Here is a 21,515-nt window from a genome sequence, read left to right on the forward strand (position 1 = left end):
CGTTCCGGTGTTGACGCGCCAACCGCTGCGGGCGGCCACCCCCCGACACGCCCCTCCCCGCCGCGGGCGCCCGCGGGTGGCACGCCCACTCCGGGGGCGGCGGGGGCGCGCGAAGCCGCTGACCGCGGGCAGTCGTGCCTCCCCCAGTGCTCGAACGGCCTGGGAGGTGCCCCAGGGCGGCGCGGGCGGCGCCCTGGCAGCGCCGGGCCGCGCGTCCCGCTCCGGCGGTCACGGCAACGCCGGGCAGCTCCCCGGGCGCGGGCGGTGCCATACGGGCGGCACCCCGGTGGTCACCGTGGTGCCGGGCCACCCGCCCGGCGTTCACCCGGCGGGTGAACGCCGGGTCACCTCACCGCGGTGACTCGTCCGGCGGTGGCGGAGCCGTGGGGCGGAGCTTGAGCCAGGTCAGGAAGAACAGGCCCAGCAGCAGCATCCCCAGCCCGGTCCACAGGTTGATGTTCACGCCCTCGGCCTTGTCGATGTCGGCGTCGGACGCCGTGAGGCCGGCGATCGTGACGATGACGCCGTAGACGACGAACAGGCCCCCGATGATGCGCCGGATGTCGAACAGCCGGGCGGCCGTGGCGGACTTGGTCTCCAGTTCGGAGACCTCCCGCTGGACGTCCTTGTCGGAGTAGGAATCGGACATGCTCTCTCAATCCTCCCGCGGTCAGAACGAGAACGGGACGTAGCAGGCGGCGGCCAGGATCACCGCGCCCCAGCCCAGCAGGGCCGGCTTGCGGTACCAGGCGTCGTCGCCCTGGGCGGGCGGCTCGGACATGCCGGGGGACGTGGTGCCGTAGACCAGGCCCTGGAGCTCGGCGGCCGGCTTCGGCCTGGTGAACAGGGACACCGCCACCATGACCACCGCGCCGGCGACGAAGCCCGCGATCGCGGAGACGAAGTTGGCGCCCTGGTCGGAGGGGATGTCGATGATGCCCTGCTTGTAGATGACGAAGTAGTTGATCATCGCCGCGGTGGTGCCCGCGATCAGGCCCCAGAAGCCGGACTTCATCGACGCGCGCTTCCAGAACATGCCGATGATGAAGACCACGAACATCGGCACGTTGAAGAAGGAGAACAGCGTCTGGAGGTAGGCCATGATGTTCGAGAAGGACTTGGCCAGGAACGCCGTGCCGATGGAGGCGAGGACGCCGATCGCCGTGATCAGGCGGCCGAACTTCACGTAGTACTCGTCCGGGCGGTTCCGGACCACGTACTTCGCCCAGATGTCGGCGGTGAAGACGGTGTTGAAGGACGACACGTTCGCCGCCATGCCCGCCATGAACGCGGCCATCAGACCGGTCACCGCGATGCCGAGCACGCCGTTGGGCAGCAGCGCCTCCATCAGGTACGGGATGGCGTCGTTGTACTGGAGGTCGGAGCCGGGCGTGCCGATGTCCGGGACCAGCGCGGCGGCGACCAGGCCCGGGATCATCACGACGAAGACGATGAAGATCTTCGGCAGGGCGGCGATGAGCGGCGTGCGCTGCGCGGCGGAGAGGTTCTTCGCGGACAGGGCGCGCTGCACCTCGGCGAAGTTCGTCGTCCAGTAGCCGAAGGACAGCACGAAGCCGAGGCCGAGGACGATGGTCAGCCAGTTGGCGCCCAGCGGGTTGTCGCTGCCGATGCCGGTGCCGCCCCAGGAGGTCAGGAAGTCCCCGCCGTGCTGTGCGGTGAGGGTGTCGGACAGGCCGTCCCAGCCGCCGGCCTTCTTCAGGCCGAGCACGGTGATCGGGATGAGCGCGGCGAGGATCACGAAGAACTGCAGGACCTCGTTGTAGATCGCCGAGGACAGGCCGCCGAGCGTGATGTAGCCGAGGACGAACGCGCCGGCGACCACGATGGCCACCCAGTCCGGCCAGCCCAGCAGCGCTTCCACGACGATCGACAGGGCGTACAGGTTGACGCCCGCGATCAGGATGGCGGCGAAGGCGAAGAGGATCGAGCTGAGCAGGTGCGCCGCCTTGTCGAAGCGGAGCAGGAGGAACTCGGGGACCGAGCGGACCTTGCTGCCGTAGTAGAACGGCATCATCACCAGACCCAGGAAGACCATGGCGGGGATGGCGCCGATCCAGTACCAGTGCGTGGTGTAGACGCCGTACTGCGCGCTGTTGGCGGCCATGCCCAGGATCTCGGTGGCGCCCAGGTTGGCGGCGACGAAGGCGAGACCGGTGACCCAGGCCGGCAGGGAGCGGCCGGACAGGAAGAAGTCGAGGCTGGTCTTGACCGAGCGGCGGGCGGCGAAGCCGATACCCAGGACGACGACGAAGTAGATCCCGAGGATCGTGTAGTCGAGCCAGTTGGTGGGAAGCCGTAGCTCGGCTGCCAGATATGTGGGGGTTTGCATGAGAACTCGCTTCGTTGCGCGAACTGATCCGGACGGAACCTACGCCTCCGCGTTCAGGAATTGAACACTTTCGGTGGTGTTCTTTGTTTGATCGTGATGAGCGAACGTGGGTGATCGGTTGTGGTGTGTTATGTTTGATTGTGTTGAGTGATTGGGTGCGGGCGTAGAGGAGTCCGGCAGTGAAGAAGACTTCGACCCGGCTGGCCGACGGCCGCGAGCTCATCTACTACGACCTGCGCGACGACACCGTGCGGGACGCCGTCGACCGCCGCCCCCTGGAGCGGACCGTCACCACGTCCGAGATCCGGCGGGACGTGCTGCTCGGCGACGCGGTGGCCGTCGCCTCGCACCGGCAGGGGCGCACGTACCACCCGCCCGCCGACGAATGCCCCCTGTGCCCCTCGCAGGGCGAGCGGCTGAGCGAGATCCCGGACTCCTCGTACGACGTCGTGGTCTTCGAGAACCGCTTCCCCTCGCTGGCCGGCGACTCCGGGCGGTGCGAGGTCGTGTGCTTCACCTCCGACCACCGGGCCTCCTTCGCCGATCTGAGTGAGGAGCAGGCCCGGCTGGTCCTGGACGCCTGGACGGACCGGACGTCGGAGCTGTCCCATCTGCCCTCCGTTGAACAGGTGTTCTGCTTCGAGAACCGGGGCGCCGAGATCGGCGTCACGCTGGGTCACCCGCACGGGCAGATCTACGCTTACCCCTTCACCACTCCGCGCACCGCGCTGATGCTCCGTTCACTCGCCGCCCACAAGGAGGCGACGGGCGGGGAGAACCTGTTCGACGCCGTGGTGGAGCGGGAACGGGCCGGGGAGCGGGTCGTCCTTGAGGGTGAACACTGGGTCGCCTTCGTGCCGTACGCCGCGCACTGGCCGTACGAGGTGCACCTGTACCCCAAGCGCCGGGTCCCCGACCTGCTGGGGCTGGACGAGGCGGCACGCACAGAGTTTCCCCAGGTGTATCTGGAACTGTTGAGGCGCTTCGACCGGATCTTCGGTGAAGGGGAGCCTCCGACGCCGTACATCGCGGCCTGGCACCAGGCCCCGTTCGGGCAGCTGGAGGAGTTCGACGGGGTCGGCCGCGACGATTTCGCGCTCCACCTCGAGCTTTTCACCATTCGCCGTACGTCCGGCAAGCTGAAGTTCCTCGCGGGTTCCGAGTCCGGCATGAGCGTGTTCATCAACGACGTGCCGCCGGAGCGCGCGGCCGAGCGACTGCGAGAGGTAGCGAGTTGATGAGTGGGAAGTACCTGGTCACCGGAGGCGCGGGGTACGTCGGCAGCGTCGTCGCCCAGCACCTGCTGGAGGCGGGGCACGAGGTCGTCGTGCTCGACAACCTCTCCACGGGCTTCCGCCAGGGCGTGCCCGCCGGTGCCTCCTTCGTCGAGGGCGACATTCGCGACGCCGCCAAGTGGCTGGACGCCTCCTACGACGGGGTGCTGCACTTCGCCGCGTTCTCGCAGGTCGGCGAGTCGGTGGTGAAGCCGGAGAAGTACTGGGACAACAACGTCGGCGGCACCATGGCCCTGCTGGCGGCCATGCGCGCCGCGGGCGTGCGCACGCTGGTGTTCTCCTCCACGGCGGCGACCTACGGCGAGCCCGAGCAGGTCCCGATCACGGAGTCCGCGCCGACCCGGCCCACCAGCCCCTACGGCGCCTCCAAGCTCGCCGTCGACCACATGATCACCGGAGAGGCCGCCGCGCACGGCCTGGGCGCCGTGTCGCTGCGCTACTTCAACGTGGCCGGCGCCTACCGCGAGTACGGCGAGCGCCACGACCCCGAGTCGCACCTGATCCCGCTCGTCCTCCAGGTCGCGCAGGGCCGGCGCGAGGCGATCTCCGTCTACGGCGACGACTACCCGACGCCGGACGGCACCTGCGTCCGCGACTACATCCACGTGGCGGACCTGGCCGAGGCGCATCTGCTGGCGCTGGGCGCGGCCGCCCCCGGCGAGCACCTGATCTGCAACCTCGGCAACGGCAACGGCTTCTCGGTGCGCGAGGTCGTCGAGACGGCCCGCCGGGTCACCGGCCACCCCATCCCCGAGGTCGTCGCGCCCCGCCGCGGCGGCGATCCGGCGGTCCTGGTGGCGTCGGCCGCGACCGCACGCGAGAAGCTGGGCTGGAATCCGTCGCGCGCGGACCTCGCGGAGATCGTCGCGGACGCGTGGGAGTTCGCGCGGAAGCGCGCGCAGTAGAACGTCACGAAGGGTCAGGGTCAGGGATGAGCGAGGCTGTCGCACAGGCTGTCGCCGAGCGGTTCGCACGGCTGTACGGGGCAGGTCCGGAAGGAGTGTGGGCGGCGCCGGGCCGGGTGAACCTCATCGGTGAACACACCGACTACAACGACGGCTTCGTCATGCCGTTCGCCCTGCCGCACACGGCCGTCGCCGCCGTGTCCCGGCGCGAGGACGGCGTACTGCGCCTGCACTCGGCGGACGTCGAAGGCGGCGTGACCGAGCTGCGCGTGGCGGACCTCGCCCCCGGGACCGACCGGGGCTGGACGGCGTACCCGGCGGGCGTCGTCTGGGCGCTGCGCGAGGCCGGCCACGAGGTGACCGGCGCCGACGTCCACCTGGCCTCGACGGTCCCGGCGGGCGCGGGCCTGTCGTCGTCGGCCGCGCTGGAGGTCGTGGTGGCGTTCGCCCTCAACGACCTGTACGGCCTCGGCCTGCGCGGCTGGCAGCTGGCCCGGCTGTGCCAGCGCGCGGAGAACGTCTACGTCGGCGCCCCCGTCGGCATCATGGACCAGACCGCCGCGGCCTGCTGCGAGGCCGGCCACGCCCTGTTCCTGGACACCCGCGACCTGTCCCAGCGGCAGATCCCCTTCGACCTGGCAGCCGAGGGCATGCGCCTGCTGGTGGTCGACACCCAGGTCAAGCACGCCCACAGCGAGGGCGAGTACGGCAAGCGCCGCGCCGGCTGCGAGAAGGGCGCCGCCCTGCTCGGCGTCGACGCCCTGCGCGACGTGCCCTACGCCGGACTGGACGCGGCGCTGGAGCGGCTCGGCGACGACGAGGAGGTGCGCCGCCTGGTCCGGCACGTCGTCACCGAGGACGAGCGGGTGGAGCGGGTGGTGTCCCTGCTGGAGGCGGGCGACACCGCGGCCATCGGGCCGGTCCTGACCGAGGGGCACGCCTCGCTGCGGGACGACTTCCGCATCTCCTGCCGCGAACTGGACCTCGTCGTCGACACCGCCCTGGCCGAGGGGGCGCTCGGCGCCCGGATGACGGGCGGCGGATTCGGCGGCTCGGCGATCGTCCTGGCCCGCGCCGCGGACGTGGACACCCTCACCAAGGCGGTCCAGGAGGCGTTCGCGCGGGCCGGTCTCACCGCGCCGCGCGTGTTCGAGGCGGTGCCCTCGGCGGGGGCGCGGCGGCTGGCCTGAGTCAGGCCAGCGCTTTCGTCAGCGTGTACTCGGTGATCCCCGGCGGGTAGTCGGGGATCACGCCCACCACCTCGTAGCCCCGCTTCCGGTAGAAGCCGGGCGCCTGGAAGTCCCAGGTCTCCAGGCGCGCCGCGCGGCAGGCCCGGTCGGTGCGGGCGACGTGTTCCGCCTCGGACAGCAGGCGCGATCCCAGGCCCGCGCCCCGGTGGCGGGCGTCGACCCACAGATACGTCACATGCAGCCAGCCGGCCCAGGTGTGGCCGACGAGCCCGCCGGCCAGGCCGCCGCCCGCGTCCGACACCCAGACGTGCAGGGGGGCCTCGCGGGCGCCCGCGGTGCCGCGCAGGGCGCGCAGGGCCGGGGAGGCCGCGGTGTTCGTCTCCCTCAGACGGGACCGCAGCTGATCGCGCCGCGCCATGTCGACTTCTGTCTCAAGACGAAACATGCGGCACACCATAAACGCGCCGGACCGTCAGTTCTGCACAGGGACTTCCGCTCCCCGCCCCCGTCCGTACCCTGAGGAGCAGCACCGGTGGGGGCCGGTGCTGCTCAGGGGGCGAGAAGCCGGGTACGGCGCCCGGGGCGGGGGTAGCGGTTCTACGGACGGCGGCGGCCGTGCGGCTGCGGCGCCCGTCCCCGGGTGCGAACGGTCTCACACGGGGTCTCGGGTGCCGTACCCGTGCCGGTGCCGCCCTGTGACGGTCGGGTGATCCCCTGCTCTCTCGGGAGCGCGGGGAAGGGGGTTTCGTGGTTCGCATCCGCGTGCTGGTCGTCGACGACCACCGCATCTTCGCCGAGTCGCTCGCCGCCGCCCTGGCCGCCGAGCCCGACGTCGAGGTCGCCGCGGCCGGCAGCGGACCGGCCGCGCTGCGCTGCCTGGAGCGGGCGGCGGGCGAAGGGCGCCGGTTCGACGTGCTGCTCGTCGACGCCGACCTCGGCGCCGGCGTGCCGGGACCGCGGCCCGCGACGCCGGTGCGCGGCGGCGGTGCGGACGGGGTGGTCGACGGGATCTCGCTCGTCGCCGGGGTGCGCTCCGCCCAGCCCGGGGTGCGGGTCGTCGTGCTCGCCGAGAGGGACGACCCCCGGCGGGCGGCGCTCGCCCTGCAAGCCGGTGCCTCCGGGTGGGTGGCCAAGGACTGCTCCCTGTCGCGGCTGCTCACCGTCATCCGGGGCGTGCTGCGCGAGGAGACGCATCTGCCGCCCGCCCTGCTGACCGGCGTCCTGCGGGAGCTGACCGCCGCCCGCAAGCACCGCACCGAGAGCGAGCGGCTGGTGGAGTCCCTGACCCCGCGGGAGCGGGAGGTGCTGCGCTGCATGGTCGCCGGGCTCGGGCGCAAGGCCGTCGCCGAGCGGCTCTACCTGTCCCCGCACACCGTGCGCACCCATATGCAGAACGTGCTGGGCAAACTGGGCGTCCACTCCACCCTCGCCGCGGTCGCGCTGGCCCGGCGGGCGGGGGTGGGGCCGGCCGAGCTAACCGGGGATGTTGTCGAACGGGGCGGTCAGCTGGCGTAGCAGCCCGGCCAGCTCCATGCGCTGGGCCCGGGAGAGCTCCGCCAGGATCGCGCGCTCCTGGTCCAGCAGGCCCGCCAGGGCCTGGTCGGCGCGGTCCCGGCCCTCGTCCGTCAGCCGCACCAGCACGCCCCGGCGGTCGCTGGGGTCGGGCAGGCGCTCCACCAGCCCCTTCTTGGCCAGGCGGTCGATGCGGTTGGTCATCGTGCCCGAGGTGACCAGGGTCTGGGTCAGCAGCTGACCGGGCGAGAGCTGGTACGGGGTGCCCGCACGGCGCAGCGCCGTGAGGACGTCGAACTCCCAGGGCTCCAGCTGGTGCTCGGAGAAGGCCAGCCGGCGGGCGCGGTCCAGGTGCCGGGCCAGCCTGCTGACGCGGCTGAGCACCTCGAGCGGTTCCACGTCGAGGTCCGGGCGCTCCCGGCGCCATGCTGCGACCAGCCGATCGACCTCGTCCTCCATACGATCAGTGTAGTGGTTGTGTCGACATGAAGTCTCTTGACGTCAAGACACATTGGGGGGAAGGTGTCGGCATGGCCGAACCCGCCTGGGACCCCGCCCAGTACCTCCGCCACGCCGGCCACCGCGCCCGCCCCTTCGCCGACCTTCTCGCCCGCGTCCCCGACCCGGCCGCCGAGGCGCCCCGCGTCGCCGACCTCGGCTGCGGCCCCGGCACCCTCACCGCCTGGCTCGCCGGCCGCTGGCCCGCCGCCCGCGTCACCGGCTACGACAACTCCCCGCAGATGCTCGACCGGGCCCGCCGGCACGCCGGCCCCACCCCGGGCGGCGGCCGCCTGGACTTCGTCCACGCCGACGTCCGCACCTGGAGGCCCGACGGGCCGCACGACCTGATCGCCGCCAACGCCGCCCTCCAGTGGGTGCCGGACCACGCCGAACTATTCCCCGCCTGGATCGACGGCCTCGCCCCCGGCGGCGTCCTCGCCTTCCAGGTGCCCGGCAACTTCGACGCCCCCAGCCACCGCCTGCTGCGGGACCTCGCCCACGCCCCCCGCTGGCGCACCCGCCTGGCCGGCGCCCTGCGCCACGACGGCGCCGTCCTCAGCCCCGCCGCCTACCTGGACCGCCTCACCGCCCTCGGCTGCGCCGCCGACGTGTGGGAGACGACGTACGTCCATCTCCTGGCGGGCGAGGACGCCGTGCTCGACTGGGTGAAGGGCACCGCGCTGCGGCCGGTGCTGACCGCGCTGGACGACGACCCGGAGGCCCGGGACGCCTTCGTCGACGCCTACCGGTCCGCCCTGCGCCGGGCCTACCCGGCCGGTCCGCACGGCACGCCGTTCCCGTTCCGCCGGGTGTTCGCGGTCGCCCGCAAGGCCGCGTGACACGGCTCAGGACTTCCGGTGCCCTATCAGCCGCGGCTTGGGCTCCAGCCCGTCCAGGCCGTGCCACGCCAGGTTCACCAGATGGGCCGCCACCTCCGCCTTCTTCGGGCGGCGCACGTCCAGCCACCACTGGCCGGTCAGCGCCACCATGCCGACCAGCGCCTGCGCGTACAGCGGGGCCAGCTTGGCGTCGAAGCCGCGGCTCTTGAACTCCTTGCCGAGGATGTCCTCCACCTGGGTGGCGATGTCGGAGATGAGCGAGGCGAAGGAACCCGTCGACTGGGGGATGGGGGAGTCACGGACCAGGATGCGGAACCCGTCCGTGTACTCCTCGATGTAGTCCAGCAGCGCGAACGCCGCCTGCTCCAGCAGTTCCCGGGGGTGGCCCGCGGTGAGCGAGCCCGTCACCATGTCCAGCAGGCACCGCATCTCGCGGTCCACCACCACGGCGTACAGCCCCTCCTTGCCGCCGAAGTGCTCGTACACCACCGGCTTGGAGACTCCGGCCTTCGCCGCGATCTCCTCCACCGAGGTGCCCTCGAAACCCTTCGCCGCGAAGAGGGTGCGACCGATCTCCAGCAGCTGCTGGCGGCGCTCGGCACCGGTCATCCGGGTGCGGCGCGTACGCCGCGGCTTGTCGTTGCTGGGGGTGCTGGAGTCGGTCGCCACAGCGACCATCATGCCGCCTTGACGGTTTCCTTCCCGCGCCGGGAGCCGCCTTCCCCGTCGTTACGGCGCGCGTCGATGCGCGAGCGCGACGGCCAGCGCACGTCGTACGCCCAGCCCAGCCGCTCGAACCAGCGGATCAGACGGGCCGAGGAGTCCAGCTGGCCGCGCTCCACACCGTGCCGCGCGGAGGTCGGGTCGGCGTGGTGCAGGTTGTGCCAGGACTCGCCGCACGACAGGATCGCCAGCCACCACACGTTGCCCGAACGGTCACGCGACTTGAACGGCCGCTTGCCGACCGCGTGGCAGATCGAGTTGATCGACCACGTGACATGGTGCAGCAGCGCCACCCGGACGAGTGAGCCCCAGAAGAACGCGGTGAACGCCCCCCACCACGACATGGTGACCAGGCCGCCGATCAGCGGCGGCAGCAGCAGGGAGACCGCCGTCCACAGGGCGAACTGGCGGGAGATCGCACGCAGTGTCCCGTCCTTGATCAGATCCGGCGCGTACTTGTCCTGCGGGGTCTGCTCCTCGTCGAACATCCATCCGATGTGCGCCCACCACAGGCCCTTCATCAGGGCCGGGACCGTCTCGCCGTACCGCCACGGGGAGTGCGGATCGCCCTCGTGGTCGGAGTACTTGTGGTGTTTGCGGTGGTCGGCCACCCAGCGGACCAGCGGCCCCTCGACCGCCATCGACCCCATGATCGCCAGAGCGATCTTCAACGGCCGCTTCGCCTTGAAGGAACCGTGGGTGAAATGGCGGTGGAAGCCGATGGTGATGCCATGGCAGCCCAGGAAGTAGAAGAACACCAGCAGGCCGAGATCCAGCCAGCTCACGCCCCATCCCCACGCCAGCGGAACCGCCGCCAGCAGCGCGAGGAACGGAACGGTGATGAACAGCAGCAGCGTGATCTGCTCGATCGAACGCTTCTGCTCGCCACCCAGCGTGGCGGAGGGCGTGGGGGTGTCGTCGGGCGCCTTCGGAGCCTGTGCGAGCACATCGGAGCTTGTGGTCATACGCGTCCCCTGTGGGGTCGAGGGATGTGGCTGTACCGCGCTGCGAAAACCGTGCCCAGTTCCTACGGTCCCGTAACCTACGGCATCGTAAGTATGGCAGCGCGATCTCCCGCGGCAAGAGCCCACGAGCCTGCGCGTCCGACTCGACACCTAGACTTGGAGACGGTCGGACAGCGCGGTCCGCTCTGAAGTTTTCTTCCCGGACGTCCGGCCCGCAAGCGGCGCGCGCCGCGCGAGACGTCCGTCCGGGTTCCCTCCCAGACGAGCTTCAACACTGCAAGGAGCCGCACCTGTGAGCAGTGCCGACGACCTGACTACGCGGTCCACGACGACCAGCAGCGAGCTGCGCGCCGACATCCGCCGACTGGGCGACCTCCTCGGGGAGACCCTCGTCCGGCAGGAAGGCCCCGAGCTGCTGGACCTCGTCGAGAAGGTACGCCGCCTCACCCGCGAGGACGGGGAGGCCGCCGCCGAGCTGCTGCGCGGCACCGAACTGGAGACCGCGGCCAAGCTGGTCCGCGCCTTCTCCACCTACTTCCACCTCGCCAACATCACCGAACAGGTCCACCGGGGCCGCGAACTGCGCGCCCGGCGCGCCGCCGAGGGCGGGCTGATCGCCCGCACCGCCGACCGGCTCAAGGACGCCGACCCCGAGCACCTGCGCGAGACGGTCGCCAACCTCAACGTCCGTCCCGTCTTCACCGCCCACCCCACCGAGGCCGCCCGCCGCTCCGTCCTCAACAAGCTGCGCCGCGTCGCCGCCCTCCTCGACACCCCCGTCCTGGAATCCGACCGGCGCCGCCACGACACCCGGCTGGCCGAGAACATCGACCTCGTCTGGCAGACCGACGAACTGCGCGTCGTCCGCCCCGAACCCGCCGACGAGGCCCGCAACGCCATCTACTACCTCGACGAACTGCACGCCGGCGCCGTCGGCGACGTCCTGGAGGACCTGACCGCCGAACTGGAGCGGGTCGGCGTCAAGCTCCCCGACGACACCCGCCCCCTCACCTTCGGCACCTGGATCGGCGGCGACCGCGACGGCAACCCCAACGTCACCCCCCAGGTCACCTGGGACGTCCTGATCCTCCAGCACGAGCACGGCATCAACGACGCGCTGGAGACCATCGACGAACTGCGCGGCCTGCTGTCCAACTCCATCCGCTACACCGGCGCCACCGAGGAACTGCTGGACTCCCTCCAGGCCGACCTGGAGCGGCTGCCCGAGATCAGCCCCCGCTACAAGCGCCTCAACGCCGAGGAGCCCTACCGGCTCAAGGCCACCTGCATCCGGCAGAAGCTGGAGAACACCAAGCAGCGCCTCGCCAAGGGCACCCCCCACCAGCCCGGCCGCGACTACCTCGGCACCAGCGAACTCCTCGCCGACCTGCGCATCATCCAGACCTCCCTGCGCGAGCACCGCGGCGGCCTCTTCGCCGACGGCCGCCTCGCCCGCACCATCCGCACCCTGGGCGCCTTCGGCCTCCAGCTCGCCACCATGGACGTCCGCGAACACGCCGACGCCCACCACCACGCCCTCGGCCAGCTCTTCGACCGGCTCGGCGAGGAATCCTGGCGCTACGCCGACATGCCCCGCGAGTACCGCGCCAAGCTCCTCGCCAAGGAACTCCGGTCCCGCAGGCCCCTGGCCCCCACCCCGGCGCCCGTGGACGCCGCCGGCGAGAAGACCCTCGGCGTCTTCCAGACCGTCAGGCGCGCCCTGGAGGTCTTCGGGCCCGAGGTCATCGAGTCGTACATCATCTCCATGTGCCAGGGCGCCGACGACGTCTTCGCCGCCGCCGTCCTCGCCCGCGAAGCCGGCCTCATCGACCTCCACGCCGGCTGGGCCAAGATCGGCATCGTGCCGCTGCTGGAGACCACCGACGAACTCAAGGCCGCCGACACCATCCTGGAGGACATGCTCTCCGACCCCTCCTACCGGCGCCTGGTCGCCCTGCGCGGCGACGTCCAGGAGGTCATGCTCGGCTACTCCGACTCCTCCAAGTTCGGCGGCATCACCACCAGCCAGTGGGAGATCCACCGCGCCCAGCGCCGCCTGCGCGACGTCGCCCACCGCTACGGCGTCCGCCTCCGCCTCTTCCACGGCCGCGGCGGCACCGTCGGCCGCGGCGGCGGCCCCACCCACGACGCCATCCTCGCCCAGCCCTGGGGCACCCTCGAAGGCGAGATCAAGGTCACCGAACAGGGCGAGGTCATCTCCGACAAGTACCTCGTCCCCTCCCTGGCCCGGGAGAACCTGGAACTGACGGTCGCCGCCACCCTCCAGGCCTCCGCCCTGCACACCGCGCCCCGCCAGTCCCAGGAGGCCCTCGCCCGCTGGGACGCCGCCATGGACGTCGTCTCCGACGCCGCCCACGCCGTCTACCGCCGCCTGGTGGAGGACCCCGACCTCCCGGCGTACTTCTTCGCCTCCACCCCCGTCGACCAGCTCGCCGACCTCCACCTGGGCTCCCGCCCGTCGCGGCGCCCCGACTCCGGCGCCGGCCTCGACGGCCTGCGCGCCATCCCGTGGGTGTTCGGCTGGACCCAGTCCCGGCAGATCGTCCCCGGCTGGTTCGGCGTCGGCTCCGGCCTCAAGGCCCTGCGCGAGGCGGGCCTGGACACCGTGCTGGAGGAGATGTACGGCCAGTGGCACTTCTTCCGCAACTTCATCTCCAACGTCGAGATGACGCTCGCCAAGACCGACCTGCGGATCGCCGCCCACTACGTGGAAACCCTGGTGCCGGACGAGCTGCGGCACGTCTTCGACACCATCCGCGCCGAACACGAACTGACCGTGCGCGAGGTGCTCCGCGTCACCGGTGAGAAGGAATTGCTCGACGCCCAGCCGGTGCTCAAGCAGACCTTCGCCATCCGCGACGCCTACCTCGACCCGATCTCCTACCTCCAGGTCGCCCTGCTCAAGCGCCAGCGCGACGCCGCCGCCGGCCAGGAGGCCGACCCGCTGCTGGCCCGCGCCCTGCTGCTCACCGTCAACGGCGTCGCCGCCGGCCTGCGCAACACCGGCTGACCGCGCCCGCGCATAAAGCACACAGGGGTGCCCCCGGGCTCGTACGGGCCCGGGGGCACCCCCTTGCGCGTCTCCCGGCGCGGGGTCAGCCGCGGGCGGCCCCGCGACGCCGGAACACCAGGTAACCGCCCGCCGCGACCAGCACCGCCGCCGCGGCCGACAGCAGGCCCGCCGGGGCGCCGTTGCCGGTCTCGGCCAGGTCACCCTCGATGCCGCCCTGCGCGGACGCGGACGCGGACGGTACCGGGGCAGCGGCCGGGGCGGAGGAGGCGGGCGAGGCGGAGCCGGAGGCCGAGGAGCCGGACGGGGCCGAGGAGGCGGACGGGGCCGAGGAGGCGGACGGGGCCGAGGAGGCGGACGGGGCCGAGGAAGCCGGCGGTGCGTCCGCAGAGGCCGACGGCGACGACGGCGACGACGGCGAGGCGGCCGGGGCGCCGGGCGCCGTACCGGCCTCCTCCGACTCCGCGCAGTCCGTCCAGAACACCTTGTGCTTGGCGGAGCCCTTCTCACCGTCGAAGTTCCAGAACAGCTTGTAGTGCCCGTCGGGCAGCGACAGGTCGTTCGTCCGGCCGTGACCGCCGGCGTCCAGGGTCAGGGAGCCGGACTCCACCGTCTCGCCCTTGGCGGCGGCCGCCGGGGCCCAGGACTCGATGTGCCAGTCGACCCGCTGACCGCCGTCGAAGCCGAAGGCGTCCAGGTAGAACGTGCAGACGTGCGGCTCGTTGTGCCGCAGCTCCTCGCCGGTGGCGGCGTCATGGATCTTGACCGTCCCGTTGTCGCCCGGAGCGGCGTGGGCGGCGGGCGCGAGCAGCAGCGCGGCAGAGGACGCGCAGACGAGAACGCCGGCGCGAGTGAGGGTTCGCATGAAGTAGAAATCCATCTTCGAGAAGTGAACGGGAAGATGTGGAGGGGGCGGTTCAGCTTCCAGCCCGGTCCGGCCCTTCGTCAATCACGAACAGGCAACACACAAAACCCACGCATGCGGGGGAGGGCCTCCTCAGGAGTTGTACGTGCTCTGCGCCCGCTCCAGCCCCTCCGTCACCAGACACTCCACCGCGTCCGCCGCCCGGTCCACGAACCAGTCCAGCTCCTTGCGCTCCACCGACGAGAAGTCCTTCAGCACGAAATCCGCCACCGGCATCCGCCCCGGCGGCCGGCCGATCCCGCACCGCACCCGGTGATACTCCGCCCCCATCGCCTTCGTGATCGACTTCAGCCCGTTGTGCCCGTTGTCCCCGCCGCCCAGCTTCAGCCGCAGCACCCCGTAGTCGATGTCCAGCTCGTCATGGACCGCCACCACATGCGCCACCGGCACCTTGTAGAAGTCCCGCAGCGCGTTCACCGGCCCGCCCGACAGATTCATGTACGACATCGGCTTCGCCAGCACCACCCGCCGGCTCGCCGGCCCCGGCGGACCGATCCGCCCCTCGACCACCTGCGCCTGCGCCTTCCCGTGCCGCTTGAAACGGCCCCCCATGCGCTCCGCCAGCAGATCCACCACCATGAAACCGACGTTGTGCCGGTTGGCGGCGTACTCCGGACCGGGATTGCCGAGCCCCGCGATCAGCCAGGGAGCACCCGCGTCGGTCGTCACGTCCAATGTCTCCTTCATACGCGTCGGCCGCTGCCCCCGAAGGGAACAGCGGCCGACCGACGATGCCTACGAGCCCGAGGCCCTGAAGCGAGCAGCGGCTCAGGCCTCGGCGGCCTCTTCGCCCTCGCCCTCGGCGGGAGCCTCGACCTGGGCGTTCACGACCTGGAGGACGGCCGTCTCGCCGTCCACCGCCAGCTTCGTGCCCTTCGGCAGCGGGATGTCCTTGGCGTGGATCGTGTCACCCGCGGTCAGACCCTCGATGGAGACCGTCACCGACTCCGGGATGTGCGTGGCCTCGGCCTCGACCGTCACGGTGTCCAGCAGGTGCTCCAGCAGGTTGCCACCCGGGGCCAGCTCGCCCTCGGTCTGGACCACGATCTCGACCGTGACCGTCTCGCCACGCTGCACCAGCTGGAGGTCGACGTGCTCCAGGAAGCCCTTCAGCGGGTCACGCTGCACGGCCTTCGGGATCGCCAGCTCGTTCGTCTTGCCGTCGATGTCCAGCGCGATCAGCACGTTCGGCGTACGCAGCGCCAGCAGCAGCTCGTGACCCGGGAACGTCAGGTGCAGCGGGTCCGAACCGTGCCCGTACAGCACACCCGGGACCTTGTTGTCACGGCGGATACGACGCGCGGCACCCTTGCCGAACTCGGTGCGCGTCTCGGCGGCGATCTTCACCTCGGACATGATCACTCCTCGCAGAAATTCAGAAACGGACGTGGTCACCCGGCCACGAACGGCCTGCTACGAAGAGCGCGTCGATTACGGACCGCCGTACGAGCCTCTTCCGAAGCGGTACGGCCTCCCTCGCCGAGCAACTTCGGCAGTCTACTCGGAGAAGGAGGCCGTACCCAAAACGATCTACCGGCGCCCCGGAACCCCGGAACCCCGGCGCCCCGGGGTTCCGGGACGCCGGGGTTCCGGCCGGAAGAACCCTTACTGCTCGTCGAACAGGCTCGTCACCGAACCGTCCTCGAACACCTCACGCACCGCACGCGCGATCGTCGGCGCGATCGACAGCACCGTGATCTTGTCCAGCTCCAGCTCGTTCGGCGTCGGCAGCGTGTTCGTGAACACGAACTCGCTCACCTTCGAGTTCTTCAGCCGGTCCGCCGCCGGACCCGACAGCACACCGTGCGTCGCCGTCACGATGACGTCCTCCGCACCGTGCGCGAACAGCGCGTCCGCCGCCGCGCAGATCGTGCCACCCGTGTCGATCATGTCGTCGACCAGCACACAGATCCGGCCCTTCACATCACCGACGACCTCGTGCACCGTCACCTGGTTCGCCACGTCCTTGTCACGGCGCTTGTGCACGATCGCCAGCGGCGCGCCCAGCCGGTCGCACCAGCGGTCCGCGACCCGCACCCGGCCCGCGTCCGGCGACACCACCGTCAGCTTCTGCCGGTCCACCTTCGCACCCACGTAGTCCGCCAGCAGCGGCAGCGCGAACAGGTGGTCCACCGGACCGTCGAAGAAGCCCTGGATCTGATCCGTGTGCAGATCCACGGCGAGAATCCGGTCCGCACCGGCCGTCTTCATCAGGTCCGCGATCAGGCGCGCCGAGATCGGTTCACGTCCCCGGTGCTTCTTGTCCTGCCGCGCGTAACCGTAGAACGGCACGATGACCGTGATGGAGCGGGCCGACGCGCGCTTCAGCGCGTCGATCATGATCAGCTGCTCCATGATCCACTTGTTGATCGGAGCCGTGTGGCTCTGAATCAGGAAGCAGTCCGCACCACGGGCCGACTCCTGATACCGCACATAGATCTCGCCGTTGGCGAAGTCGAAGGCCTTCGTCGGGACGACCCCGACACCCAGCTCGTGGGCGACCTCCTCGGCAAGCTCGGGGTGGGCGCGGCCGGAGAAGAACATCATCTTCTTCTCGCCGGTCGTCTTGATCCCGGTCACAGCACTTTCTCCTCAGAGGTGTCGCAGCTGGGTCACACACCAAGCCGTCCCCGCACACGCGGGAGGCCATCTCAGCTGGTGGGGTGCGGGTGTGCACTTATCACGGTACGCCGTGTTCGACGCACCGGTTTCCGGTCAGCCTTCGCCGCCCGGCTCCCGGGACGCCGCCTCAGCCGCCTTCGCGGCCGCGCTCCCAGGACGCTTACGAGCCACCCAACCCTCGATATTCCGCTGCTGACCGCGGGCCACGGCCAGCGAACCGGGCGGCACATCCTTCGTGATCACCGAGCCGGCGGCGGTGTACGCGCCGTCCCCGATCGTGACAGGAGCCACAAACATGTTGTCCGAACCGGTACGGCAGTGAGAACCGACCGTCGTGTGATGTTTGTCCTGCCCGTCATAGTTCACGAACACACTCGCGGCACCGATGTTCGTGTACTCACCGATCGTCGCGTCACCGACATACGACAGATGCGGCACCTTCGTGCCCTCACCGATCGTCGCGTTCTTCGTCTCGACGTACGTACCGATCTTGCCCTTGGCCCCGAGCCGCGTACCGGGCCGCAGATACGCGTACGGACCCACCGTCGCCTCCGGGCCGACCTCGGCCGCCAGCGCCACCGTGTTGTCCACCCGCGCCCCCGCGCCCACCCGGGTGTCCGTCAGCCGAGCGTTCGGCCCGACCTCGCAGCCCTCCGCCAGATGCGTCGCACCCTGCAACTGCGTCCCCGGGTGCACCAGCACGTCCCGCTCGAACGTCACCGACACATCGACCCACGTCGTCGCCGGGTCGACCACCGTCACACCCGACAGCATCGCGCGCGTCAGCAGCCGGTCGTTCAGGATCCGGCGCGCCTCCGCCAGCTGCACCCGGTTGTTGATCCCGGCGATCTCGCGGTGGTCACCCGCCACACAGGCGCCCACCCGGTGACCGGCCTGACGCAGAATCCCCAGGACGTCGGTCAGGTACTCCTCGCCCTGGCTGTTGTCCGTACGGACCTTCCCCAGCGCGTCCGCCAGCAACCGCCCGTCGAACGCGAACACACCCGAGTTGATCTCCCGGATCGCCCGCTGCGCGTCCGAGGCGTCCTTGTGCTCCACGATCGCCGTCACCGCGCCCGTGGCCTCGTCCCGCACGATCCGCCCGTAACCGGTCGCGTCCGGGACCTCGGCCGTCAGCACCGTCACCGCGTTGCCGTCCGCGGCATGGGTCGACGCCAGGGACCGCAGCGTCTCGGCCGTCAGCAGCGGAGTGTCACCGCAGACGACGACCACGGTCCCGTCCACCGCGCCGCCCAGCTCCTCCAGCCCCATCCGCACGGCGTGCCCGGTGCCGTTCTGCCGCTCCTGCACGGCGGTACGGACGTCCGGGGCCACCTCGGCCAGGTGCGCGGTGACCTTCTCGCGTGCGTGGCCCACGACGACGACCAGGTTCTCCGGCTCCAGCTCGCCGGCGGCGGCGAGGACGTGGCCCACCAGGGAACGGCCACAGATGTCGTGCAGGACCTTCGGCGTGGCCGACCTCATACGGGTGCCCTCACCCGCTGCGAGAACGACGACGGCTGCCGGGCGGTTGGCGCTCACGGGATGCCCTTCGGCTTATGGGGTGGGGTTGGACATCCGCAGGATACCGGGGGGTTTCGTGGGGGGTATGGGTGCGGGTCCCGAGCGGGGGTGATGGCGGTCGGGACCCGGACCCGGGCTGTGCGCCGTGGGCTCCCGGAGAAGGATTCGAACCCTCATTCAACGGACCAAAACCGTTTGTCCTACCCTTAGACGATCCGGGATGGATTGTGCGCTATGCCCGATTTTGGTGATCGGCCTCACGCACGGACTCCACTATGCCGTACCAGGAGCCTTCGATGCGACGGTACAAATCGGCTCCCTTCAGGACTTTGACGACCAGGCAGCCGCGGTAGGAGTCACCGACGTTCTTCCGGACCGTCCTGGGGTTGTGCCGCTTGAGCGTCGTCTTGTTGAAGGCGGACCGGTCCGCGCCGACGAGTGCGGCCCAGTACCGCTCGGCACCGGCCACATCGGCGGACTCGTGGATCATCACGGTGAACCGCAGGCGCTCTCGCCCCACGCCCAGCAGGTCCAGCCAGGCCAGGAAGACCCGGATCATGTCGGGGTCGCTGTTGACGAAGGCGACGGACTCCCGGCGGGCGTACGGCCTGTCCTTGCCGCCCTCGGCCCAGTACAGGCCCACCCCCAGGAGGAAGAGCTCGCGGGGCGAGAGCCCGCCGACCGCCGTCCTGGCGGCCTTCTTCGCGCGCTCGCGCTCCTCCTCGCGAACGCGCAGCCTCGCCTCCCAGCCCCGACGTGCGATGGTGGCGGCTTGCCCGGGGGTGCGCCTGCGCTCCGGGCGGGGCAGATCCCGCACCCACAGCGAGACCGAGCTGCGGGAGCAGCCCAGCTCCGCCTCGATCCGGTCGTAGGTCCAGCCCTGGAGGCGCAGCTCCCGGGCCCTCTCCCGCAGGTCGTCCTTGGCGTTCGGGCGCTTCGTCCACTGGGGCGGCGGCTCGCCCTTGAGGAGCTGGTTGAGGATGTCGTTGTTGAAGATCTTCAGCTCGTCGCGGATTTGGCGGAGGCTGTAGCCCGCCCGGCGCAGGGCCACCGCCTGCTTCCGCAGTCCCTCGAAGTCGGCGTATTTGCCGGTTGCACGTGCCATGCGTACACCGTCCGGGCGGAATGGTGGAATCCGGGATCGAACGGTGTTTGGTTCAACAGTTCGGGGGAAATGGGTTCGTTTCGCTGACGGAGGGGTCACGGACCGTGGTGGTCCGGTGGGGGAAACTCGCCGGAAAAGCCGCACCCGGCGCCCGTAGGCTGGAGCCATGACCACGACGGGGGAGAACCACGTGCCGGCCCGGGGAGGGCCGTGGTGGTGGGTGAGGCGGCGGGGGGCCGTGCTCGACGCGGGGCTGGCCGCGGTGTCCGCGCTGGAGTGCGCGGTGGAGGGGGTTCCGTTCGCCCGGGACGCGGGGATCCCGGTGGCGGCGGGGGTGGTGTTCGGTCTGCTGGCCGGCTCGGTGCTGCTGGTGCGGCGGCAGTGGCCGATCGCCGTGGTGCTGGTGGCGATCGCGATCACGCCGGCCCAGATGGGTTCCCTGATGGGCATCGTCGGTCTGTACACGCTGGCGGCCTCGGAGCTGCCGCGCCGGATCATCGGCGCGCTGGCCGGGATGTCGCTGGTGGGCACGCTGATCGTGATGTTCGTGCGGTTGCGGCAGGACATGGCGCGGGGGGATCTGGATCTCGGGGACTGGTTCGTGCCGTTCGCGTCGATCACGGCGTCGCTGGGGCTGACCGCGCCTCCGGTGCTGCTCGGGATGTACGTGGGGGCGCGGCGGCGGCTGATGGAGAGCCTGCGGGAGCGGGCGGACAGCCTGGAGCGGGAGCTTCAGTTGCTGGCGGAGCGGGCCGAGGAGCGGGCCGAGTGGGCCAGGAACGAGGAGCGGACGCGGATCGCGCGGGAGATGCACGACGTGGTCGCGCACCGGGTGAGTCTGATGGTGGTGCACGCGGCGGCGTTGCAGGCGGTGGCGCGGAAGGACCCGGAGAAGGCGGTGCGGAACGCGGCGCTGGTGGGGGACATGGGGCGGCAGGCGCTGACCGAGTTGCGGGAGATGCTCGGGGTGCTGCGCAGCGGTGGGGTGGAGCGCCGGGAGCGGGCGGTGTCGGCGGCGCCGTTGGCGGCGGTGGGGGCGGCGGCTGCCGCGGCGGCGTCGCGGGCGGCCGCGGAGGAGGGCGGTCCGTGTCTGGCGGAGCTGGAGGAGCTGGTCGGGCAGTCGGCGGCGGCGGGGATGGCCGTGGATCTGTCCGTGGAGGGTGAGCCGCGTTCGTGTGCGGCGGAGGTGGAGCAGACGGCGTTCCGGGTGGTGCAGGAGGCGCTGACCAACGTGCACAAGCACGCGGCGGGGGCGAAGACGCATGTGCGGTTGGCGTACCGGGCGTCGGAGATCGCGATGCAGGTGGAGAACGAGCCGCCGCCGGAGGGGTCGTCGGCGTCGTCGGCGCGGTTGCCGTCGGGTGGGAACGGCCTGGTGGGGATGAGGGAGCGGGTGGTCGCGCTGGGCGGGGTGTTCGTGTCGGGGCCGACGGAGGCGGGGGGTTTCCGGGTGTCGGCGGTGATCCCGGAGTCGTAGGGCGCGGGGGCGGGGCGGGCCCCCGGGGGCGGGGTGGGCCCGGTGGGGTCAGCCGGCGGTGAGGCGTACGGGCTGGATGCCGGTGACGAGGGCGTTCAGGGCGTGGTCGATGTCGGGGCCGAGGTACCAGTCGCCGGTGTGGTCCAGGCCGTAGACGCGGCCTTCGGCGTCGATGGCGAGCAGGGCCTGGGTGTCGGTTTCGCAGCCGAGGGGGCAGACCTCGGTGCCGAGGGCGCGGCCGAGGTCGCCGAGGGTGCGGGCCAGGTGGAGGCCGTGCAGGGGGTCGAGGTGGACGGTGGCGGGGGCGATCTGGCGGCCGGGTCCGGTGGGGGTGATGGTGAGGCCGCCGAATTCGGCCCAGGCTTCCACGGCGGCGGGGAAGACGGTGTGGCGGTGGCCGGCGGGTGAGGTGTGGCCGCGCAGGGTGTCGGCCCAGATCTCGGCCTGTTTGATGTCCCAGCGTCCGGGGTGCCAGCCGGCGGTGCGCAGGGCGGCGTCCACGGGGGCGGGGAAGCGGGTGGTCGGGGTGCGGTCGGTGTGCATCTGCCCTT

The 21,515-nt window shown here is 71.2% G+C and carries 20 protein-coding genes and 1 tRNA gene; 7 read left to right on the forward strand and 14 right to left on the reverse strand.

Annotated features, from left to right (window positions below; all coding sequences use genetic code 11):
• Positions 1-349: 349 nt before the first annotated feature.
• Positions 350-649: a hypothetical protein gene (locus AB0L74_RS23285; protein WP_365655496.1), complete on the reverse strand. Its 300-nt coding sequence runs from the start codon at positions 647-649 to the stop codon at positions 350-352.
• A 21-nt stretch (positions 650-670) separates the two neighbouring features.
• On the reverse strand, positions 671-2,350 hold the full coding sequence (locus AB0L74_RS23290; protein WP_365655499.1) for a sodium:solute symporter family protein: 1,680 nt from the start codon (positions 2,348-2,350) through the stop codon (positions 671-673).
• A gap of 179 nt (positions 2,351-2,529) precedes the next feature.
• Between AB0L74_RS23290 and galT the strand changes: the two genes are divergently transcribed.
• From galT to galK, 3 genes are read left to right on the forward strand one after another with little or no spacing between them, the layout of a single operon-like run.
• Positions 2,530-3,588 (forward strand): galactose-1-phosphate uridylyltransferase, encoded by a 1,059-nt coding sequence (gene galT / locus AB0L74_RS23295; RefSeq protein WP_365655502.1) that lies wholly within the window; start codon positions 2,530-2,532, stop codon positions 3,586-3,588.
• On the forward strand, positions 3,588-4,550 hold the full coding sequence (galE, locus tag AB0L74_RS23300; RefSeq protein WP_365655505.1) for a UDP-glucose 4-epimerase GalE: 963 nt from the start codon (positions 3,588-3,590) through the stop codon (positions 4,548-4,550). Before galT ends, galE begins: the two co-directional genes overlap by 1 nt.
• A gap of 26 nt (positions 4,551-4,576) precedes the next feature.
• Positions 4,577-5,740, forward strand: a complete 1,164-nt coding sequence (gene galK / locus AB0L74_RS23305) for a galactokinase (RefSeq protein WP_365655508.1) — start codon at positions 4,577-4,579, stop codon at positions 5,738-5,740.
• A gap of 1 nt (position 5,741) precedes the next feature.
• Here the strand turns inward: galK and AB0L74_RS23310 are convergent, their stop codons facing one another.
• Positions 5,742-6,197, reverse strand: coding sequence for an N-acetyltransferase (locus tag AB0L74_RS23310; RefSeq protein ID WP_365655512.1), 456 nt, complete (start codon positions 6,195-6,197; stop codon positions 5,742-5,744).
• Positions 6,198-6,487: 290 nt separating this feature from the next.
• Here AB0L74_RS23310 and AB0L74_RS23315 point away from each other — a divergent pair, with 290 nt between their 5' ends.
• The gene (locus AB0L74_RS23315) at positions 6,488-7,255 is read left to right on the forward strand and encodes a response regulator transcription factor (protein ID WP_365655515.1); all 768 of its coding nucleotides are present in this window, start codon (positions 6,488-6,490) and stop codon (positions 7,253-7,255) included.
• Here AB0L74_RS23315 and tamR read toward each other — a convergent pair.
• Complete coding sequence (gene tamR, locus AB0L74_RS23320) at positions 7,214-7,711, reverse strand: MarR family transcriptional regulator TamR (protein ID WP_029381540.1); 498 nt, start codon at positions 7,709-7,711, stop codon at positions 7,214-7,216. The genes AB0L74_RS23315 and tamR overlap by 42 nt on opposite strands.
• 71 nt (positions 7,712-7,782) lie before the next feature.
• On the opposite strand from tamR, the gene AB0L74_RS23325 reads away from it, so the two are divergent.
• On the forward strand, positions 7,783-8,592 hold the full coding sequence (locus tag AB0L74_RS23325; protein WP_365655518.1) for a trans-aconitate 2-methyltransferase: 810 nt from the start codon (positions 7,783-7,785) through the stop codon (positions 8,590-8,592).
• 6 nt (positions 8,593-8,598) lie between these two features.
• Here AB0L74_RS23325 and AB0L74_RS23330 read toward each other — a convergent pair whose 3' ends face one another.
• Together AB0L74_RS23330 and AB0L74_RS23335 are read right to left on the reverse strand one after the other, a co-directional pair.
• Positions 8,599-9,273: a TetR/AcrR family transcriptional regulator gene (locus AB0L74_RS23330; protein WP_365655521.1), complete on the reverse strand. Its 675-nt coding sequence runs from the start codon at positions 9,271-9,273 to the stop codon at positions 8,599-8,601.
• Positions 9,270-10,280 carry an acyl-CoA desaturase gene (locus tag AB0L74_RS23335; RefSeq protein ID WP_365655524.1) on the reverse strand — a complete coding sequence of 337 codons (1,011 nt, stop codon included), beginning with the start codon at positions 10,278-10,280 and terminating at the stop codon, positions 9,270-9,272. The genes AB0L74_RS23330 and AB0L74_RS23335 overlap by 4 nt, the downstream gene beginning before the upstream one ends.
• A 292-nt stretch (positions 10,281-10,572) precedes the next feature.
• Between AB0L74_RS23335 and ppc the strand changes: the two genes are divergently transcribed.
• Positions 10,573-13,311 carry a phosphoenolpyruvate carboxylase gene (gene ppc / locus AB0L74_RS23340; protein WP_365655527.1) on the forward strand — a complete coding sequence of 913 codons (2,739 nt, stop codon included), beginning with the start codon at positions 10,573-10,575 and terminating at the stop codon, positions 13,309-13,311.
• 85 nt (positions 13,312-13,396) lie between these two features.
• On the opposite strand, the gene AB0L74_RS23345 is transcribed toward ppc, so the two are convergent.
• From AB0L74_RS23345 to AB0L74_RS23375, 7 genes are all read right to left on the reverse strand, one after another.
• A complete protein-coding gene (locus tag AB0L74_RS23345) occupies positions 13,397-14,176 on the reverse strand; it encodes an LPXTG cell wall anchor domain-containing protein (RefSeq protein WP_365655530.1) in 780 nt (259 codons plus the stop codon).
• Between the two features lie 132 nt (positions 14,177-14,308).
• Entirely contained in the window at positions 14,309-14,911 is a 603-nt protein-coding gene (pth, locus tag AB0L74_RS23350; RefSeq protein ID WP_365655533.1) for an aminoacyl-tRNA hydrolase, read from the reverse strand.
• 93 nt (positions 14,912-15,004) lie between these two features.
• Positions 15,005-15,592 carry a 50S ribosomal protein L25/general stress protein Ctc gene (locus AB0L74_RS23355; protein ID WP_365655536.1) on the reverse strand — a complete coding sequence of 196 codons (588 nt, stop codon included), beginning with the start codon at positions 15,590-15,592 and terminating at the stop codon, positions 15,005-15,007.
• A gap of 249 nt (positions 15,593-15,841) precedes the next feature.
• Entirely contained in the window at positions 15,842-16,816 is a 975-nt protein-coding gene (locus AB0L74_RS23360; protein WP_044382054.1) for a ribose-phosphate diphosphokinase, read from the reverse strand.
• A 135-nt stretch (positions 16,817-16,951) separates the two neighbouring features.
• Entirely contained in the window at positions 16,952-18,400 is a 1,449-nt protein-coding gene (gene glmU / locus AB0L74_RS23365) for a bifunctional UDP-N-acetylglucosamine diphosphorylase/glucosamine-1-phosphate N-acetyltransferase GlmU (RefSeq protein ID WP_365655541.1), read from the reverse strand.
• A 132-nt stretch (positions 18,401-18,532) separates the two neighbouring features.
• Positions 18,533-18,603 (reverse strand) — tRNA-Gln (locus AB0L74_RS23370).
• Between the two features lie 11 nt (positions 18,604-18,614).
• Positions 18,615-19,487: a hypothetical protein gene (locus tag AB0L74_RS23375; protein ID WP_365655544.1), complete on the reverse strand. Its 873-nt coding sequence runs from the start codon at positions 19,485-19,487 to the stop codon at positions 18,615-18,617.
• Between the two features lie 166 nt (positions 19,488-19,653).
• On the opposite strand from AB0L74_RS23375, the gene AB0L74_RS23380 reads away from it, so the two are divergent.
• Positions 19,654-20,964: a histidine kinase gene (locus tag AB0L74_RS23380; protein WP_365655547.1), complete on the forward strand. Its 1,311-nt coding sequence runs from the start codon at positions 19,654-19,656 to the stop codon at positions 20,962-20,964.
• Positions 20,965-21,012: 48 nt separating this feature from the next.
• On the opposite strand, the gene AB0L74_RS23385 is transcribed toward AB0L74_RS23380, so the two are convergent.
• Positions 21,013-21,507 carry an SUKH-3 domain-containing protein gene (locus tag AB0L74_RS23385; RefSeq protein WP_365655550.1) on the reverse strand — a complete coding sequence of 165 codons (495 nt, stop codon included), beginning with the start codon at positions 21,505-21,507 and terminating at the stop codon, positions 21,013-21,015.
• Positions 21,508-21,515 lie beyond the last annotated feature (8 nt).

The organism is Streptomyces sp. NPDC052020 (genome assembly GCF_040680575.1).
In the GTDB taxonomy this organism is placed as follows: Bacteria; Actinomycetota; Actinomycetes; order Streptomycetales; family Streptomycetaceae; genus Streptomyces.

Excerpts from the sequence above, each read along its gene's own strand:
- tamR (WP_029381540.1), bottom strand. The coding sequence starts at position 7,711 with ATGGAGGACGAGGTCGATCGGCTGGTCGCAGCATGGCGCCGGGAGCGC.
- AB0L74_RS23310 (WP_365655512.1), bottom strand. The coding sequence starts at position 6,197 with ATGGTGTGCCGCATGTTTCGTCTTGAGACAGAAGTCGACATGGCGCGG.
- AB0L74_RS23285 (WP_365655496.1), bottom strand. The coding sequence starts at position 649 with ATGTCCGATTCCTACTCCGACAAGGACGTCCAGCGGGAGGTCTCCGAA.
- AB0L74_RS23335 (WP_365655524.1), bottom strand. The coding sequence starts at position 10,280 with ATGACCACAAGCTCCGATGTGCTCGCACAGGCTCCGAAGGCGCCCGAC.
- galE (WP_365655505.1), top strand. The coding sequence starts at position 3,588 with ATGAGTGGGAAGTACCTGGTCACCGGAGGCGCGGGGTACGTCGGCAGC.
- AB0L74_RS23325 (WP_365655518.1), top strand. The coding sequence starts at position 7,783 with ATGGCCGAACCCGCCTGGGACCCCGCCCAGTACCTCCGCCACGCCGGC.
- AB0L74_RS23345 (WP_365655530.1), bottom strand. The coding sequence starts at position 14,176 with ATGCGAACCCTCACTCGCGCCGGCGTTCTCGTCTGCGCGTCCTCTGCC.
- AB0L74_RS23330 (WP_365655521.1), bottom strand. The coding sequence starts at position 9,273 with ATGATGGTCGCTGTGGCGACCGACTCCAGCACCCCCAGCAACGACAAG.
- galK (WP_365655508.1), top strand. The coding sequence starts at position 4,577 with ATGAGCGAGGCTGTCGCACAGGCTGTCGCCGAGCGGTTCGCACGGCTG.
- AB0L74_RS23380 (WP_365655547.1), top strand. The coding sequence starts at position 19,654 with ATGACCACGACGGGGGAGAACCACGTGCCGGCCCGGGGAGGGCCGTGG.
- AB0L74_RS23290 (WP_365655499.1), bottom strand. The coding sequence starts at position 2,350 with ATGCAAACCCCCACATATCTGGCAGCCGAGCTACGGCTTCCCACCAAC.
- AB0L74_RS23375 (WP_365655544.1), bottom strand. The coding sequence starts at position 19,487 with ATGGCACGTGCAACCGGCAAATACGCCGACTTCGAGGGACTGCGGAAG.
- AB0L74_RS23385 (WP_365655550.1), bottom strand. The coding sequence starts at position 21,507 with ATGCACACCGACCGCACCCCGACCACCCGCTTCCCCGCCCCCGTGGAC.
- AB0L74_RS23355 (WP_365655536.1), bottom strand. The coding sequence starts at position 15,592 with ATGTCCGAGGTGAAGATCGCCGCCGAGACGCGCACCGAGTTCGGCAAG.